This is a genomic window from Pantoea sp. JZ2 (assembly GCF_035191405.1).
Taxonomy (GTDB): domain Bacteria; phylum Pseudomonadota; class Gammaproteobacteria; order Enterobacterales; family Enterobacteriaceae; genus Pantoea; species Pantoea stewartii.
In genome coordinates this window covers 2,117,551-2,133,378 of the sequence record NZ_CP045247.1, presented here as the reverse complement: position 1 = coordinate 2,133,378, position 15,828 = coordinate 2,117,551, and the positions used below count along the sequence as shown (strand labels likewise).

The window sequence follows — 15,828 nt, the reverse complement described above, 5'->3', positions numbered from 1 at the left end:
TCAGACACAGAATGCCGTGCCTAAAATTTAATCAACTTTCCAGTAAGGACTGGCCTAAATAATGGTTTTCATTCACCACGCCGGGTAAGACAAAAAAGTAACCGCCGCCAAACGGACGTATATACTCTTCCAGCGCTTCGCCATTTAAGCGGTTCTGGACGGTAAGGAAACCCAATTCCAAATCATGTTGATAGCAGACGAAGAGTAATCCCATCTCCAGTTGACCTGAAGCGGAAACACCGGACGAATAACTGTATCCCCGGCGCAGCATCAGGCTGCTTTCCGTGGCGGGCGTACGGGGGTTTGCCAGACGAATATGCGCATCCAGCGCAATTATCTGGCCATCCGGATCGTTACGGTAATCGGGAACGTCATGTTCATTTTTCATACCCAGCGGCGCGCCGCTCAGCTTTTCGCGACCGAAAATGGTCTGCTGTTCGCCCAACGGTGTGCGATCCCACATTTCCACGTGGAAACGAATCAACCTTACCGCCTGATAGCTGCCATTCCGCGCCCAGGCTGGCTCGTGCTGATCCTCGGTGACCCAGAGCAGCTTATCCATCAAGGCGTGATTGTGCGTGTCCGGATTTGCCGTGCCGTCTTTAAAGCCCAGCAGATTAATGGGCGTTTCTTTGCCCGCGCTGCGCGCGGCATGATCGGAGATAAAGCCTTCCCGCCGCCAGCGTACGCCCAGCAGATCCGGCGTATGTTTGATGATATCGCGCAGCGCGTGGATCACCGTGTCCTGGGTATTGGCGCAAATCTGCAACAGCAGATCGCCATGGCACTGACTGGCATCCAGCGAATCATTAGGAAACCGGGTCATCGGCTGCAGTTTCGCGGGTTTGAGCGCAGCCAGACCGAAACGCCCGTCAAACAGCGCGTTACCGACTGACACCGTGATGGTCAGATTATCGGGGGCAATCTCGGCCCCCAGGATACCGGAATCCATCGGTGGCAGCTGTGGGTTGACCACGGCGGGGGCCTTGCCGCCTGCCGTTAAAAACGCGATGCGCTGTGTCAGCAGTTGGAACAACCGCTGCAGCTCACGCCTGTCGCTGGTCAGCACATCAAACGCCACCAGCATCATGGCGCCCTGCTGTGGGGTAATAATGCCCGCCTGATGCACGCCATAGAAAGGCTGTCGTTGCTGACGCGCGTTCGGCGTGACCGTGCCCGGTGCAAAACTGTCGGGCTGCTCAGCAGCCCCGGCATGAAACGGACAGCCCGCGCCTACCGCAGCCGCGCCGCCCAGCATGCCCAGCCCTTTTAATAAACGCCGTCGCGCAGGCTGCTGTAATTCCTGATCCTTGTCCATGATTAGTTCAGGCCCAGTGTGCCACGCAGTAGGGAAAGATCTTCCGCCAGAGCGGTGATCGGCCCTTTCAGCGCCGTGCGGTCAGCCTGGGTCAGTTTTTCATAGGATTCATAACCTTGCTGCGTGCGGTATTTATCCAGAATCGCATCCACTTTACTGAAGTTAGCGTCTATTTTTGCTAAAAGCTGTGGGTTCGCCTGCTGCAGTACCGGACGTAAAAGTGTGACAATTTTTTGTGCCCCATCCACATTCGCGCGGAAATCCCACAGATCCGTGCGGCTGTAGCGATCCTCTTCGCCAGAGATTTTGGTCGCCGCCACCTCTTCAATCAGCCCGGCGGCTCCGCCCACCACTTTCGCCGGAGGAAATGCCAGTTCACTCACGCGTTGTTGCAGGTCATGCACATCGTGATTTAACTGGTCGGCATAGCCTGCCATGTCTTTCGTCGTGTTATCTGCAAACAGGGCTTTTTCGAGACGATGGAAGCCGGTAAATTTCGGATCGTCGGCTTTTTTCTCATAATCATCTTCGCGGGCATCAATACGACCATCAAGGTCAGAAAACAGCTCCGCGATCGGCTCAATGCGCTCGTAGTGCTGACGGGTGGGCGCAAATAACGCTTTGGCTTTAGCCACATCACCGGCTTTCACCGCATCCGTAAACGCCTGCGTGCCGGATACCAGCTGACTCACTTCCTCAGTGACATAGGCTTTATAGGCATTAATGGGGCCCGCCAGTTGCATCAGTTCGGGTTTGCCTTGTTGCGCACTTTTGCTCCCGGTGCCCTGCACGATCAGTTTGCCTTTCGGGTTCGTCAGCAGGCCACAGGTCATGTCATATTCCCCGGCTTCCAGGTTGGCCGTCAGTTTCTGGCTAAAGCCCGGCGCAATATTTTCGCGCTCTTCGACCACCATCACGCCTTTGAGAATTTCCCATTCCAGCGCTTTTTGGCTGTTATTTTTAATCAGAAACTGAGTTTTACCGGCCTGTACCGTAACTGACATGGGCTCACACTGTTTGTCCGTCACAGTGACGCTGACCTGCGGAATGGCTGCAGCCAGTGAAGAGCCAGAAAACGCCAGCAGAGAAGCCAGTACCGCATTACGGTTAAAACGCATCATCATATTTTTTCCCTGTTCAGTCAGAGGCGCGGCTGACGCGCCGGGTAAACGCGTTAGCGCGCAGCTGCTGAGGTATCAGCGCGTGCAGGCATAACAAACAATAATAAAGCGGGGATCAGATAGAGCAGCCAGACAGCGACTTCACTGACGCTGGGCGCTTCCTGATAGCCAAGCATGCCTTCCAGCACTGTGCCAAACAGCGAATGCGTGGACAAGATCGGGCTCATATCAAAGGCCACCTGCTGAAAATGGTTCCACAGCCCTGCCTCATGAAAAGCGCGAATAGCCCCTGCCGCCAGGCCTGCTGCCACCAGCAGAATGAAAATACTGGTCCAGCGGAAAAAGTGCGCCATGTTGAGCCGCAGGCCGCCCCAGTAGATCAGCATGCCCAGCACCACCGCCGTGGCCAGCCCCAACACCGCACCCAACGGCGGCGCATAACCGACATCCTGTGTGAACGCGGCCAGCAGAAAGAACACTGATTCCAGCCCTTCGCGTGCGACGGCCAGAAACACCATCATCACCAGCGCCAGGCCGCCGCCGGCCGATTTATGCAATGCCTCGTCGACGGCGTGTTCAAGTTCCCGTTTGATATTGCGCGCGACCCGGCGCATCCAGAACACCATCGAGGTCAGGATAACGACCGCGATTACCGCCACGATACCTTCAAACAGCTCTTGCTGTTTCTGCGGAAATTCACCCGTGGTCTGGTTGATTAAGATACCCAGCCCAAGGCAGAGTGCGGCGGCGATAAAGACGCCCGCCCACATCGCAGGAAACCACTGAGTGCGCTGAGTGCGCTTCAGATAACTGGCGATCAGGCTGACGATCAACGCGGCTTCAAGCCCTTCGCGCAGCATAATGAGAAACGGAACGAACATCGCCAACCTCTTGAATGTTAACCGGCGTCAACGACGCGTAAAGTTACGTAAAAACGAACGATACCGATTATCATTACCACTCAAAAAAATACAAGTTCCACAACGAAATAATTTCGTAACTGTCTGTGCCAGATAACGGGCAAAAAAAAGCCTGCCCTCGCGGGGGCAGGCGGTGGAAAAAAGAAGGCGATTACTTCGTCTGGAACTCGGCCTCAGCGGCATCGAAACGTGCCATCGCCTGGGTTGACGGTGCGCGACTCGCCAGGCTAAAGACGACGATGGCGAGACTGGCCAGGATAAAGCCCGGGATGATTTCGTACAGACCGAGCCAGCCATACTGCTTCCAGACCACCACGGTCACCGCACCGACAACCATGCCCGCTAATGCGCCATTGCGGTTCATACGTTTCCAGCACACGCCGAACAGCACAACCGGCCCGAACGCCGCACCAAAGCCCGCCCATGCATAGCTGACCAGGCCTAATACCCGGTTTTCAGGGTTGGCGGCCAGTGCGATGGCAATCAGCGCGACCAGCAGCACCATCAGGCGACCGACCCAGACCAGTTCTTTCTGGCTGGCATTTTTGCGCAAAAAGCCTTTATACAGGTCTTCGGTCAGGGCGCTGGAGCACACCAGCAGTTGGCAACTGAGTGTCGACATGACGGCCGCTAAAATGGCTGACAGCAGAATCCCGGCAATCCAGGGGTTAAACAGAATACGTGCCAGCTCAATGAAGACACGCTCGCCGTTTTGAGTTACACCAGCGGCCTCGCCCGGGTTGTTCTGGAAATAGGCGATACCAAAGAAGCCAACCGCGACGGCGCCGGCCAGACACAAAATCATCCAGGCCATACCAATACGGCGCGCGGTACGAATTGACCGGTGTGAATCCGCCGCCATAAAGCGGGCCAGAATATGGGGCTGGCCAAAATAACCTAATCCCCAGCCCAGTAGCGACAGGACCGCAACCACATTCAGTCCTTTGAACATATCCAGGTTTTCCGTGCTTTTAGCCTGAATGACTGCCAGCGAATCGCTTAAACCGCCGACGGCCATGATGACGATAAGCGGCGTCAGGATCAGGGCGAAGATCATCAGGCTGGCCTGAACGGTATCTGTCCAGCTTACCGCCAGGAATCCGCCCACCAGCGTATAGAGAATGGTCGCCGCCGCACCGGCCCATAAGGCCGTGGCGTAGTCCATTCCAAAGGTGCTTTCAAACAGGCGCGCACCGGCAACCACACCGGAAGCACAGTAAATGGTGAAAAACATCAGGATGACGACCGCAGAAATCACACGCAGAATTTTGCTGCGATCTTCAAAGCGGCTGGTGAAAAAGTCGGGCAAGGTTAAGGCGTTATCATGATGTTCTGTCTGGACGCGTAAACGACCCGCGACAATTTTCCAGTTAAGCCAGGCACCAATAATCAGACCAATGGCGATCCAGCTTTCTGAAATGCCGGAGAGAAAAATGGCACCGGGTAAGCCCATCAGCAGCCAGCCGCTCATGTCAGAGGCACCCGCTGACAGCGCGGTAACCACACTGCCCAGGCTGCGACCGCCCAGAATGTAGTCATCAAAGTTTTTGGTTGAGCGCCAGGCAATAAAACCGATGAGCACCATCCCGAGGATATAAATTAAAAAGGTCACCAGCATGGGTGTACTTACTGTCATGTGTTTCTCCGTTATTATCCGATCTCTTAAGAGAAATCTTTTCCTGCGCCACCGGAACGGGGTAGCGTCAGCGTATTACCGCATCGATAAAAGTCCCGTTTCCCTTAAGGCGCGGTATCCTGCCGTAAAGGCACGTTCTACACAATGCATTTAACACATCCGTTACATCAGTTTCACCTCTCTCCCTGTTTTAAATGTTCACAGGTTGCGCCCGCTCACACTTAAGTTGCACCTTTACCACCACAACCCTGTTTAAATTGAAGGGGGTTGCAACATTGGCGAGTTTCTTGCAGCAAGATTTGTGCCGCTTTTAAATGTTAATGGCAAAAGCGGCGGTAAAGTGTGGAAGCAAGGTCACATTTAACACGGTTGCACAAAGTTGCAACATGAGTGATAGTGCAGCCCTTGCTCTGGTAAAAAACGTTTTAAGGAACAGAAATCATGGGAACAACGACCATGGGGGTGAAGCTGGATGAAGCCACCCGCAGTCGCATTAAACTGGCGGCACAGAAAATGGATCGCACGCCGCACTGGCTGATTAAACAAGCAATCTTTAACTATCTCGTGCAGTTAGAAGCCGGTGAAACAGTGGAAGAGATTCCCCTGCAGCTCAACGAATCGGCTTCTGATGAGGTCGCTGCGGACGAGATGGTTCAGCCGTTCCTTGACTTCGCAGAGCACATCCTGCCGCAGTCGGTAGCCCGTTCGGCCGTGACGGCCGCCTGGCGTAGACCGGAAACCGATGCCGTTCCCATGTTGCTGGAGCAAGCCCGCCTTCCCGCTCCGCTGGCTGAAAAAACCCGGCAGCTCGCCTTTACCCTGGCAGAGAAGCTCAGGCACCAAAAAGGGGCAACCGGACGCGCCGGTATGGTGCAAAGTCTGCTTCAGGAGTTTTCATTATCTTCACAGGAAGGCGTGGCGCTGATGTGCCTGGCGGAAGCGTTGCTGCGTATTCCGGATAAACCGACGCGCGATGCGCTTATCCGTGACAAGATCAGTAACGGCAACTGGCAGTCGCATCTGGGCCGCAGTCCGTCCATGTTTGTTAACGCCGCCACCTGGGGCCTGTTATTTACCGGCCGCCTGGTCTCAACGCATAACGAAGCGAATCTGTCGCGCTCGCTCAACCGGATCATTGGCAAGAGTGGTGAACCGCTGATCCGTAAAGGCGTGGATATGGCGATGCGCCTGATGGGTGAACAGTTCGTGACGGGTGAAACCATCGCCGAAGCACTGGCTAACGCCCGTAAGCTTGAAGAGAAAGGTTTCCGTTACTCTTACGATATGCTGGGCGAAGCCGCCCTGACCGCCAGCGATGCGAAAGCCTATCTGGTTTCGTATCAGCAGGCGATTCATGCGATTGGCAAAGCCTCCAATGGCCGCGGCATTTATGAAGGCCCGGGCATTTCAATTAAGCTCTCTGCCCTGCACCCGCGCTACAGCCGTGCCCAGTACGACCGGGTGATGGATGAGCTGTATCCGCTGCTTAAGTCGCTGACGCTACTGGCCCGCTCTTACGACATCGGCATTAATATTGATGCAGAAGAAGCCGACCGCCTGGAACTCTCTCTTGATATGCTCGAAAGGCTGTGTTTTGAGCCTGAACTGGAGGGCTGGAACGGTATCGGCTTTGTCATTCAGGCCTATATGAAGCGCTGTCCGTTTGTTATTGATGAGCTGATCGACCTGGCGCAACGTAGCCGCCGCCGTTTGATGATTCGTCTGGTGAAAGGCGCTTACTGGGACAGCGAAATTAAACGCGCCCAGATGGAAGGCCTGGAGGGCTATCCGGTGTACACGCGCAAAGTGTATACCGACATTTCGTACCTGGCCTGCGCGCGCAAGCTGCTGGCGGTGCCGAACCTGATCTATCCGCAGTTTGCCACGCACAATGCGCACACCCTGGCCGCCATTTATCAGCTGGCAGGCAATAACTACTATCCGGGTCAGTACGAGTTCCAGTGCCTGCACGGCATGGGTGAACCGCTGTATGAACAGGTGGTCGGCAAGGTCGCAGACGGTAAACTTAATCGTCCCTGCCGTATTTATGCCCCGGTCGGTACGCATGAAACGCTGCTCGCCTATCTGGTGCGACGCTTACTGGAGAACGGCGCGAATACCTCCTTCGTTAACCGCATCGCCGATACGTCACTGCCCATCGACGAACTGGTCGCCGATCCGGTTGCCGAAGTGGAAAAACTGGGTCTCAGCGAAGGAACACTGGGCCTGCCGCACCCGAAAATTCCGTTACCACGTGACCTGTATGGTGAGGACCGCGTGAACTCCGCCGGTCTTGATATGGCGAATGAACATCGTCTTGCGTCACTGTCCAGCGCGCTGCTGAGCGGTGCTACCGAAACGTATGTGGCGCAACCGCTTATCGACGGCCCTTTAACGGGAGGGGAAAGCGAGCCAGTGCTCAATCCGGCCGTCCCTGCGGATGTGGTGGGCACCGTGCGCCAGGCATCCGAACAGGAGGTTTCCCTGGCCATTGAGGCCGCCGTTAATGCCGGCCCTATCTGGTTTGCCACGCCGCCGCAGGAGCGTGCCGCCATTCTGGAGCGCGCCGCACAGCTGATGGAAAGCCAGCTACAGCAACTGCTGGGTCTTCTGGTGCGTGAAGCCGGAAAAACCTATAACAACGCCATTGCCGAGGTGCGTGAAGCGGTCGATTTCCTTTATTACTATGCCGGCATTGTGCGCCATGATTTCGATAACGAAACCCACCGTCCGCTTGGCCCGGTAGTCTGCATCAGCCCGTGGAACTTTCCGCTGGCCATTTTTACCGGCCAAATCGCCGCGGCTCTGGCGGCAGGTAACAGCGTGCTGGCGAAACCCGCCGAGCAAACGCCGTTAATTGCCGCACAGGCCGTCAATATTTTACTGAGCGCTGGCGTGCCCGCCGGTGTACTGCAACTGCTGCCGGGTCAGGGCGAAACCGTGGGGGCACAGCTCACCGGCGACGAACGGGTGCGCGGCGTCATGTTTACCGGCTCCACCGCCGTTGCCACGCTGCTGCAACGCAATCTTGCGGGCAGACTCGATCCGCAGGGCCGTCCGACACCGCTGATTGCGGAAACGGGCGGAATGAATGCCATGATTGTGGACTCCTCCGCGCTGACCGAACAGGTGGTTGTCGACATCGTGGCATCGGCCTTTGACAGCGCGGGACAACGCTGTTCCGCCCTGCGTCTGCTCTGCGTGCAGGAAGACGTCGCAGACCACACGTTAAAAATGCTGCGTGGCGCGATGGCGGAATGCCGCATGGGCAACCCGGAACGCCTGTCCACCGACATCGGTCCGGTGATCGATCAGGAAGCCAAAGCCAACATCGAACGCCATATTCAGGCCATGCGTAATAAAGGCTTTAAGGTCTACCAGACGGCACAGGATAACCCACAGGACAGCAAAGAATGGGCCACAGGCACCTTTGTGAAACCAACGCTGATTGAGCTGGATAAGGTCAGCGATCTGACCCAGGAAGTGTTTGGTCCTGTCCTGCACGTGGTGCGTTTTACCCGCAGCAACCTGCCGCAGATCGTTGAGCAGATTAACGCCACAGGCTATGGCCTGACCCTGGGTGTTCATACGCGCATCGACGAAACCATCACGCAGGTCACCGCCAGTGCCAAAGTGGGTAACCTGTATGTTAACCGCAACATGGTCGGCGCGGTCGTCGGTGTGCAACCCTTTGGGGGCGAAGGCCTCTCAGGTACCGGTCCAAAAGCGGGCGGCCCACTGTATCTTTATCGTCTGCTGGCTAACCGCCCGGATGAGGCGCTGAGCACCACCCTCGCCCGTCAGGATGCGGAACGTCCCGCAGACAACAGTCAGCGTCAACGCCTGTTAGCGCCGCATCAGGCACTGACCGACTGGGCAAAAGATAAGCCACAGCTGTCTGCGCTGTGTCAGCATTATGAACAGCTGGCGCAGGCCGGTACGGTTCGTCTGCTGCCGGGCCCAACAGGAGAGCGCAACACCTTCCTGTTACTCCCGCGCGAACAGGTGCTCTGTCTGGCAGATAACAACGACGATGCGCTGATTCAGCTGGCTGCGGTAACCAGCGTCGGCAGTCAGGCCCTGTGGCCGGATGATGACCTGCATCGTACGCTGCTTAATACCTTACCGGCAGCGGTGAAGAGCCGTATTACCCTGGCGAAGGATCCGCTGACCGCGCAATTTGATGCCGTGATTTATCATGGTGATGCCGACCAGCTCCGCAGCCTGTGCGAGCAGATTGCGGCGCGTGAAGGTGCGATTGTCTCGGTACAGGGATTTGCCCGCGGTGAAACCAACCTGTTACTGGAACGCCTGCTGATTGAACGCTCTTTGAGCGTCAACACCGCCGCCGCGGGCGGTAACGCCAGCCTGATGACGATCGGTTAACTGTCGGCGCGTTTCATTCTGGTTGTGATCAAGGTTCATGCCTGGCATGAACCTTTTTTTATGACGGATGAAAAACCCGCGGCCGTTGAGCGCCTCAGCAGTGGAGAAGTGCGAAGGGATTCGCGCTATCAGGTGGTCTCTGCGCGCACATCCCCCGCATACGCAATCCGGACGCGCCGCAGAGACAGGTGGCTGACATGCGTACAACGGTCAGGCTGCCGGAATGGAAGGCCGTTTCATCAGATGTGGCAAGCGAAACAGCGCGCGTCCCGGTCCCCGATTCAGCAATGACCAGACCGCCATGGAGCACAAGGCGCAGATCGTAACCATCACCGGAGGATAGAGACAGGCCCAAAGCCATGAAAAGCCTGTCAGCTCAAAAAGCTGGTGACGTTGCGCATATAAAATCGCCGTCATCCCGAAATATTCAATGAAAATACGGTGAATAACGTAAAGGGGTAAGGTATGGCGGCCTGTCCAGTTCAGCCAGGCCATACAGCCCAGCTGGCTTAACCATCGGCAGGCGGCCACGCTGGCCAGGATGGCAATCAGACAGAGAAAAAGACGGCTGTTCAAATCAAGCAGGCCCTGTAGTACAGCCAGCAGTCCCAGTAACAGCCACGGCAACCTGTTCTCCCGTCGCCCTTCGCTCAGTCGTAGCATGGGTGCCCACCAAAATGCGCCCAATACAAAAAAGATAAAATACTGCGCCAGACTTTGCGGTCCCCAGAACGGAATACTCTTTTCGACCGCCAGATAGTTCAGCACAGCGGCTACGATAAGCAGCGGGATTTTGTAATGTTGAAACCATTTGGCGCACAGGAAATAGAGTGCCAGACCATATAAATACCAGGCGGTACTCATGGCGAGAAAGGTCAGTCTGAGAAATTCTGAAAACGAACCGGCATAGGCCGCATTAAGATTTTGCGAAATACGCTGTCCGGTAATTTCCGTCGCGATGCCGGAAATGGATCCCCACTGAATAACGCCCCATAACAGATAAAGGTAAAACAGATTCATAATGCGGCTGGTGGCGACAGACTGCCAGGGCCGGTGAAGAATGGCATGACTGGCCAGCAGACCCGATACAAAGAAAAAGGCGGGCATGCGCAGCGGTGATAGTAGCAGGTTAAACCGGACCCACAGTTCAGCCGGGAGCAGGCCCGCGGTCAGATGTGTTACCGTATCATCAAAGCCGGGTAATACCGTGTGATACAGAATAACCAGCAGGATACACAGGCCTTTGAGTGTATTAATCCAGGCAATTTCTTCTTTTTCTTTGCTCATCATCGGCACATTTCCGCTGCGGTGAAACGGCAATTCACATCGCCTTCTCTTGTGCGAAAAGTATTCCGTATGTTCTTTCTGCTGAATGTAGCGAAAGTCTTAAATACCCGCGTTGCGGTGCGTTTCGGACCGTACTTTACACTTAAAGGGATTTATTGACACTGGGCCCGGCAAGCGCGTTATTCAGGCGCGTTTTCCTTTCCTGTCTGGTTATCCTTATGACATAAACCGAGGCTCTGCCCTGCTTTCAACAGGCGTAACTTTGGAACTGACGTAGGCGCTTTTATTCCGTTTTCCCGATAAAAAATGGCTTCACGGTCAGGCGTGCGCTGACCTGGCTCCCGGCCCGCGAGGATGTCGGGCGACTAAGAGGTAATCTGGCAGATGAAAAAGGGGCCAGCGCGCTGGCCCGGATCTTCAGGATAAGGTTTGCGTTTCGGGCTGACGCTGACTAACCAGGCGTGGATGGAGAAACAGCATACGTCCCGGCCCGCGATTAAGTAACGACCAGACCAGCAGCGACAGCAGTGTGCATACCGCCACACCGGTCACCGGCATCAGCAGCGCCCAGGCCCAGCTAAAGCCGGCATTGCCGAACCAGCCGAAATGCAGCGCCAGTGTGATAGCGCTCAGTCCGAGCAGTTCGATAAAAATGCGGTGTAACACATAGATTTGTAATGTATTTCGACCGATAGCGTTCAGCCAGGTCATTCTGAAATGCGCATTGAGAAAACGACACAGCACGATGCCAAACACGATCGTCAGCAGGCTGTAAAACGGGTTTTTATAGATGCCACCTGCATGATGGGCGATGCCGACAAGTGCAATCGCGCCAAGCCACAGCCAGTGACGTCCCTTAAGGGCGCTCAGTTCAATTAGCCTCGCGCTGAAAAATACGCCCAGCAGGAAATACAGATAGTTCTGCGCCACGCTGGCCGGGCCCCATCCGGGGATCAGGTTAAACTGCGCAGCGTAGTTCGCCGCTATCGCCGCCGCCAGCAGAACCCTTTTCTGTTGATGGAAAAGCTTAGTCACCAGGAAAAACCCTGCCAGCGCGTACAGGTACCACAGGCTGGTCATCGACAGCATCAGCAGCTTAATAAACTCAAGAGGCGAATCCGCATAGGCGGCATTTTTGCTACTGGACAGCCGTTCGCCTAAATGGGTGGAAATGTAGTGGATACTCAGCCACTGAATCACGCCCCACAGCAGGTAGAGGTAAACAATATTGCTGAATTTTTTCGTAAACACTTCCTGCCAGCTTTTCTTCACGACCGCGTTAGCGGCCAGCAACCCAGACACAAAGAAGAAAGCGGGCATACGCAACGGCGAGAGCCAGGTATTAAACGCCACCCATCCTTGTGCCGGTAGCAGACCCGCGGTCAGATGATGAAGCGAGGGTGCGAACGTAGTGATGATGGCGTGATGCAGTACGACAAGTAAAATGCACCCTCCTTTGAGGGTATTGATCCAGAGGATTTCCTTCCTGGGGTGAGTCATTATAACGTCCCGACAGAGCGATGAATTTGTGAAGAATTATTAATATTTTCACTGTCACCTCAATCGGGGAGGTCTTAAAATTTACACTCTGTTACGTCATTGAAATATCATTCAGTATAACCGAAGCGATAACAACAGGTTAAGGAAAGACCAGCCGTAAATTTTCAGAAGAAACTGAGCGCGCAGGCAGGAAAAAAATAAATAAAACGCCGCCCGTGTCGGGCGGCATTTTGGGGATTATTGATTAAGAAATTTATCCAGAAACTGTCGGGTACGTGCCTGCTGAGGAGCGCTGAACAACGCTTTGGCCGGGCCCTGTTCTACCACGCGGCCCTGATCCATGAAAATCGCCCGGTCAGCGACATCACGGGCAAAGCTCATCTCATGGGTCACAATCACCATCGTGCGCTTTTCCTGCGCCAGCGCCCGGATCGTATTCAGCACTTCGCCCACCAGCTCGGGATCCAGCGCCGAGGTCGGTTCATCAAACAAAATGACTTCAGGCCGCATGGCAAGCGCGCGGGCAATGGCAACACGTTGCTGCTGTCCGCCGGAAAGACGACGTGGATAGCTGTCTTCTTTACCCTGCAATCCCACTTTTTCGAGCAGGCCACGCGCCCGCGCGACCGCGTCCGCTTTGGTTTCGCCTTTGACGATGACCGGTCCCTCAATAATGTTTTCCAGCACCGAGCGATGCGGAAACAAATTGAAGTTCTGAAACACAAACCCCACCTGCTGACGGAGTTGGCGCACCTGTTCTTTCTGCTTATTGATCCCCAGACTGGCGTCAATCGTAATATCGCCGACTTTGATGCGCCCGGACTCAGGCACTTCAAGCAGGTTGATGCTGCGCAACAGCGTCGTTTTACCGGATCCGCTCGGGCCGATAATCGCCACAATTTCACCCGGCGCAACATCCAGATCGATGCCGTGCAGTACCGTTTGGCCGTTAAACTGTTTCACCAGTTGGCGCACTTCAATGGCACTCATTTCGCCTCCTGATCCTGACGGTTAACGTGTGCTTCGAGCCGGTTCTGTAAGGCAGACAGCACGGTAGCCATGATCCAGTAGATAACCGAGGCCGCCAGATACATCGTGAATACCTCCAGCGTACGTGAGGTAATCAACTGGGCCTGACGAAATAACTCCGGTACCTGAATGGTCGCCGCCAGTGAGGTATCTTTGACCAGGCTGATGAAGCTGTTACCCAATGGCGGTAAGGCGGTACGGGCAGCCTGAGGCAAAATAACCCTGCGCAGCGTTTGCCATGGCGTCATGCCAATGCTGGCCGCCGCTTCCCACTGGCCGCGCTCAATCGCCGCAATGGCACCACGAAGTGATTCCGATGCATAGGCTGCTGTATTCAGCGACAGGCCAATCATCGCGGAAGGAATTGGATCCAGCTCAATGCCAAACTGGGGCAGACCGTAGTAGATCATAAACAACTGAGCGATAAGCGGCGTGCCACGAAAAATCGACACGTAGATACGTGCCAGCCAGCTGATGGGCCAGAAGCGCGACAAGCGCATCAGCGCCAGCACAAAGCCCAGTATCAGCCCAAAAAACATCCCGCCAATACTGAGCTGAAGCGTAAACAGCGCGCCTTTAAGAAGGAATGGTGCTGACTCCAGCACCAGTTGTAAACTTTCCTGCATTATTGCGTAACGTCCGCGCCAAACCATTTCTCAGACAGCTTTTTGAGCGTGCCGTCTTTCTGCATCTCTGCAATCGCCTGGTTAATGGCTTTCAGTAAATCTTCGTTACCTTTACGCAGTGCAACGCCTGCTTCAAGACGCGAGAACGCAGGGCCAGCAACGGCCATCGTGTCACCGGTTTTCTTCACCAGATCCAGTGCCGCCAGACGGTCCACCAGAATCGCATCAACGCGACCTGAACGCAGATCCTGGTATTTGGTAGGATCGTCATCATAGGTACGAACATCGACACCTTTCACGTTTGCACGTAACCACTGCTCGTAGTTGGTGCCCAGACCGACACCCACTTTTTTACCTGCCAGATCTTCGGGGCGGGTGATGCTGCCGGCATTTTTCTTCAGCGTCAGCGCCTGCACGCCCGAAATGGTGTACGGCGTGGAGAAGTCATATTTCTTTTTACGCTCATCGGAAATGGTGACCTGATTAATCACCACATCGATACGTTTGGAATCCAGCGCGGCCAGCATGCCATCCCATTTTGTCGGTTTCAGCACGGCTTTCACACCCATGTGTTTCGCCAGGTCCTGGGCGAACTCCACCTCAAATCCGGTCAGCTTGCCTTTTTCATCCTGGAAACTGAAAGGCGGATAGGTGCCTTCCAGGCCCACACGCAGTTCGCCTTTACTTTTCACTTGCTGCAGCAAATCTTCTGCGGCAAAGGTTTTAACACTAACGCCAGCAACCAGCGCAACCGCCATCATTCCCGTCACCAGCTGGCGACGAATCTGTGAGAAAGCCATGTGTACCCCATTTATTATTCGTGAGTGTGCTGTTGAGCGGCTAAACCCCGTTTGCCGCTCTGTCATTATGGGCGTTATTTACCTGAGACAGCAAAATAACGGCCGGATTATAAACCTTTTTTTCGCGACGTCTCAGACCGAAGGGTGATAAGCAAATAACGCGGGCGCACCGCCGGTATGCACAAACAGGAGCGGTCCTTCGCGGCGGAAACGATTCTGACTGATCCCATCAATTAACCCCGCCATCGCTTTGCCAGTATAAACCGGGTCGAGCAGGAGGCCTTCCAGCCGGGCCAGCAGCTTGATCGCCTCTGTGCCCTCTTCATTTGGCTCGCCATAGCGTGGCCCAAAGTAGTCATCCCACAGCGTCACCGGGGCCTTTGCCTCTACCGACAACTGCGATGCCAGCGCCTGACGAATAGCGTCCACTTTCGGCAGCTGTTCATCACGCTGACGCGATACGGTCACGCCCACCAGCTCGGTTTGCGGCATGAGGTGTTCCAGCCCAATGGCCAGCCCCGCATGCGTTCCGGCACTGCCAGACGCGACGACTACCGCAGCAAAATCCACCACGCCTTCACTTTGATGCACGATCTCCTGGGCGCACTCTACATAACCCAGCGCGCCTAGCGCGTTTGATCCGCCAACAGGCAGGGTATAGGGTCGAAAACCCTGCGCCTCAAGGCGTTCCGCCTGTTCCGCCAGTTGTGCGGCAGGATCGGTCAGTGCCTCAACCATCACTACTTCAACGTCCATCAGTTCCAGCAGCAGCCGGTTACCGTTAGTGAGATAATTCTCGCTCTGGGTCGCGATGGGGTTTTCAAGTAATGCCACGCATTTCAGCCCAAGTTTGGCGGCGACCGCAGCGGTCTGACGCACGTGGTTAGACTGGATCGCACCGGCGGTGAGCAGCACATCGGCCCCCTCACGCAGCGCATCGGCCGCCAGGAACTCCAGCTTGCGCAGTTTGTTGCCGCCCAGCGCCAGCGGCGTTACATCGTCGCGTTTGATAAAAATGTCACGACCTAAGAAGTCCGACAGACGGGGCAAAAATTCCAGAGGCGTGGGCGCACCCAGAAGTTCAATACGGGGAAACTGATGAATAAGATGTAAAGACAATGCGGCCTCCAGTCAGGCACAGAGCAGTTATCATTACAGTGTTACAGAAGATGAAGAAAGGATCATCCTGAATTGAGGTCAGGAAC

At 55.2% G+C, this 15,828-nt stretch carries 11 protein-coding genes; 1 reads left to right on the top strand and 10 read right to left on the bottom strand.

Annotated features, from left to right (window positions below; all coding sequences use genetic code 11):
• Window positions 1–31: 31 nt before the first annotated feature.
• From efeB to putP, 4 genes are all read right to left on the bottom strand, one after another.
• On the bottom strand, window positions 32–1,318 hold the full coding sequence (gene efeB, locus GC087_RS10290) for an iron uptake transporter deferrochelatase/peroxidase subunit (RefSeq protein WP_324030493.1): 1,287 nt from the start codon (window positions 1,316–1,318) through the stop codon (window positions 32–34).
• Window positions 1,319–1,320: 2 nt separating this feature from the next.
• Window positions 1,321–2,442, bottom strand: a complete 1,122-nt coding sequence (gene efeO, locus GC087_RS10285) for an iron uptake system protein EfeO (RefSeq protein ID WP_033742027.1) — start codon at window positions 2,440–2,442, stop codon at window positions 1,321–1,323.
• A gap of 50 nt (window positions 2,443–2,492) precedes the next feature.
• Window positions 2,493–3,320, bottom strand: coding sequence for an iron uptake transporter permease EfeU (efeU, locus tag GC087_RS10280; protein WP_058701495.1), 828 nt, complete (start codon window positions 3,318–3,320; stop codon window positions 2,493–2,495).
• 190 nt (window positions 3,321–3,510) lie between these two features.
• Window positions 3,511–4,995 (bottom strand): sodium/proline symporter PutP, encoded by a 1,485-nt coding sequence (putP, locus tag GC087_RS10275; protein WP_033742030.1) that lies wholly within the window; start codon window positions 4,993–4,995, stop codon window positions 3,511–3,513.
• 441 nt (window positions 4,996–5,436) lie between these two features.
• On the opposite strand from putP, the gene putA reads away from it, so the two are divergent.
• The gene (gene putA / locus GC087_RS10270) at window positions 5,437–9,381 is read left to right on the top strand and encodes a trifunctional transcriptional regulator/proline dehydrogenase/L-glutamate gamma-semialdehyde dehydrogenase (protein ID WP_185199340.1); all 3,945 of its coding nucleotides are present in this window, start codon (window positions 5,437–5,439) and stop codon (window positions 9,379–9,381) included.
• Between the two features lie 210 nt (window positions 9,382–9,591).
• Here the strand turns inward: putA and GC087_RS10265 are convergent, their stop codons facing one another.
• The 6 genes from GC087_RS10265 to GC087_RS10240 all read right to left on the bottom strand — a co-directional run bounded on the left by GC087_RS10265 (window position 9,592) and on the right by GC087_RS10240 (window position 15,742).
• Window positions 9,592–10,671, bottom strand: coding sequence for an acyltransferase family protein (locus GC087_RS10265; RefSeq protein WP_164482088.1), 1,080 nt, complete (start codon window positions 10,669–10,671; stop codon window positions 9,592–9,594).
• 414 nt (window positions 10,672–11,085) lie between these two features.
• Complete coding sequence (locus tag GC087_RS10260; RefSeq protein WP_039342597.1) at window positions 11,086–12,168, bottom strand: acyltransferase family protein; 1,083 nt, start codon at window positions 12,166–12,168, stop codon at window positions 11,086–11,088.
• 237 nt (window positions 12,169–12,405) lie between these two features.
• A complete protein-coding gene (gene tcyN / locus GC087_RS10255; RefSeq protein WP_039342600.1) occupies window positions 12,406–13,158 on the bottom strand; it encodes an L-cystine ABC transporter ATP-binding protein TcyN in 753 nt (250 codons plus the stop codon).
• Entirely contained in the window at window positions 13,155–13,823 is a 669-nt protein-coding gene (gene tcyL / locus GC087_RS10250) for a cystine ABC transporter permease (RefSeq protein ID WP_006118891.1), read from the bottom strand. Before tcyL ends, tcyN begins: the two co-directional genes overlap by 4 nt.
• Window positions 13,823–14,623, bottom strand: coding sequence for a cystine ABC transporter substrate-binding protein (gene tcyJ, locus GC087_RS10245; protein WP_033742037.1), 801 nt, complete (start codon window positions 14,621–14,623; stop codon window positions 13,823–13,825). The genes tcyL and tcyJ overlap by 1 nt, the downstream gene beginning before the upstream one ends.
• A 132-nt stretch (window positions 14,624–14,755) precedes the next feature.
• The gene (locus GC087_RS10240; RefSeq protein WP_185199337.1) at window positions 14,756–15,742 is read right to left on the bottom strand and encodes a D-cysteine desulfhydrase; all 987 of its coding nucleotides are present in this window, start codon (window positions 15,740–15,742) and stop codon (window positions 14,756–14,758) included.
• Window positions 15,743–15,828 lie beyond the last annotated feature (86 nt).

Coding starts and splice junctions, on each gene's coding strand:
- tcyL (WP_006118891.1), bottom strand. CDS start 13,823: ATGCAGGAAAGTTTACAACTGGTGCTGGAGTCAGCACCATTCCTTCTT.
- tcyJ (WP_033742037.1), bottom strand. CDS start 14,623: ATGGCTTTCTCACAGATTCGTCGCCAGCTGGTGACGGGAATGATGGCG.
- GC087_RS10260 (WP_039342597.1), bottom strand. CDS start 12,168: ATGACTCACCCCAGGAAGGAAATCCTCTGGATCAATACCCTCAAAGGA.
- putA (WP_185199340.1), top strand. CDS start 5,437: ATGGGAACAACGACCATGGGGGTGAAGCTGGATGAAGCCACCCGCAGT.
- efeU (WP_058701495.1), bottom strand. CDS start 3,320: ATGTTCGTTCCGTTTCTCATTATGCTGCGCGAAGGGCTTGAAGCCGCG.
- GC087_RS10265 (WP_164482088.1), bottom strand. CDS start 10,671: ATGATGAGCAAAGAAAAAGAAGAAATTGCCTGGATTAATACACTCAAA.
- efeO (WP_033742027.1), bottom strand. CDS start 2,442: ATGATGATGCGTTTTAACCGTAATGCGGTACTGGCTTCTCTGCTGGCG.
- putP (WP_033742030.1), bottom strand. CDS start 4,995: ATGACAGTAAGTACACCCATGCTGGTGACCTTTTTAATTTATATCCTC.
- tcyN (WP_039342600.1), bottom strand. CDS start 13,158: ATGAGTGCCATTGAAGTGCGCCAACTGGTGAAACAGTTTAACGGCCAA.
- efeB (WP_324030493.1), bottom strand. CDS start 1,318: ATGGACAAGGATCAGGAATTACAGCAGCCTGCGCGACGGCGTTTATTA.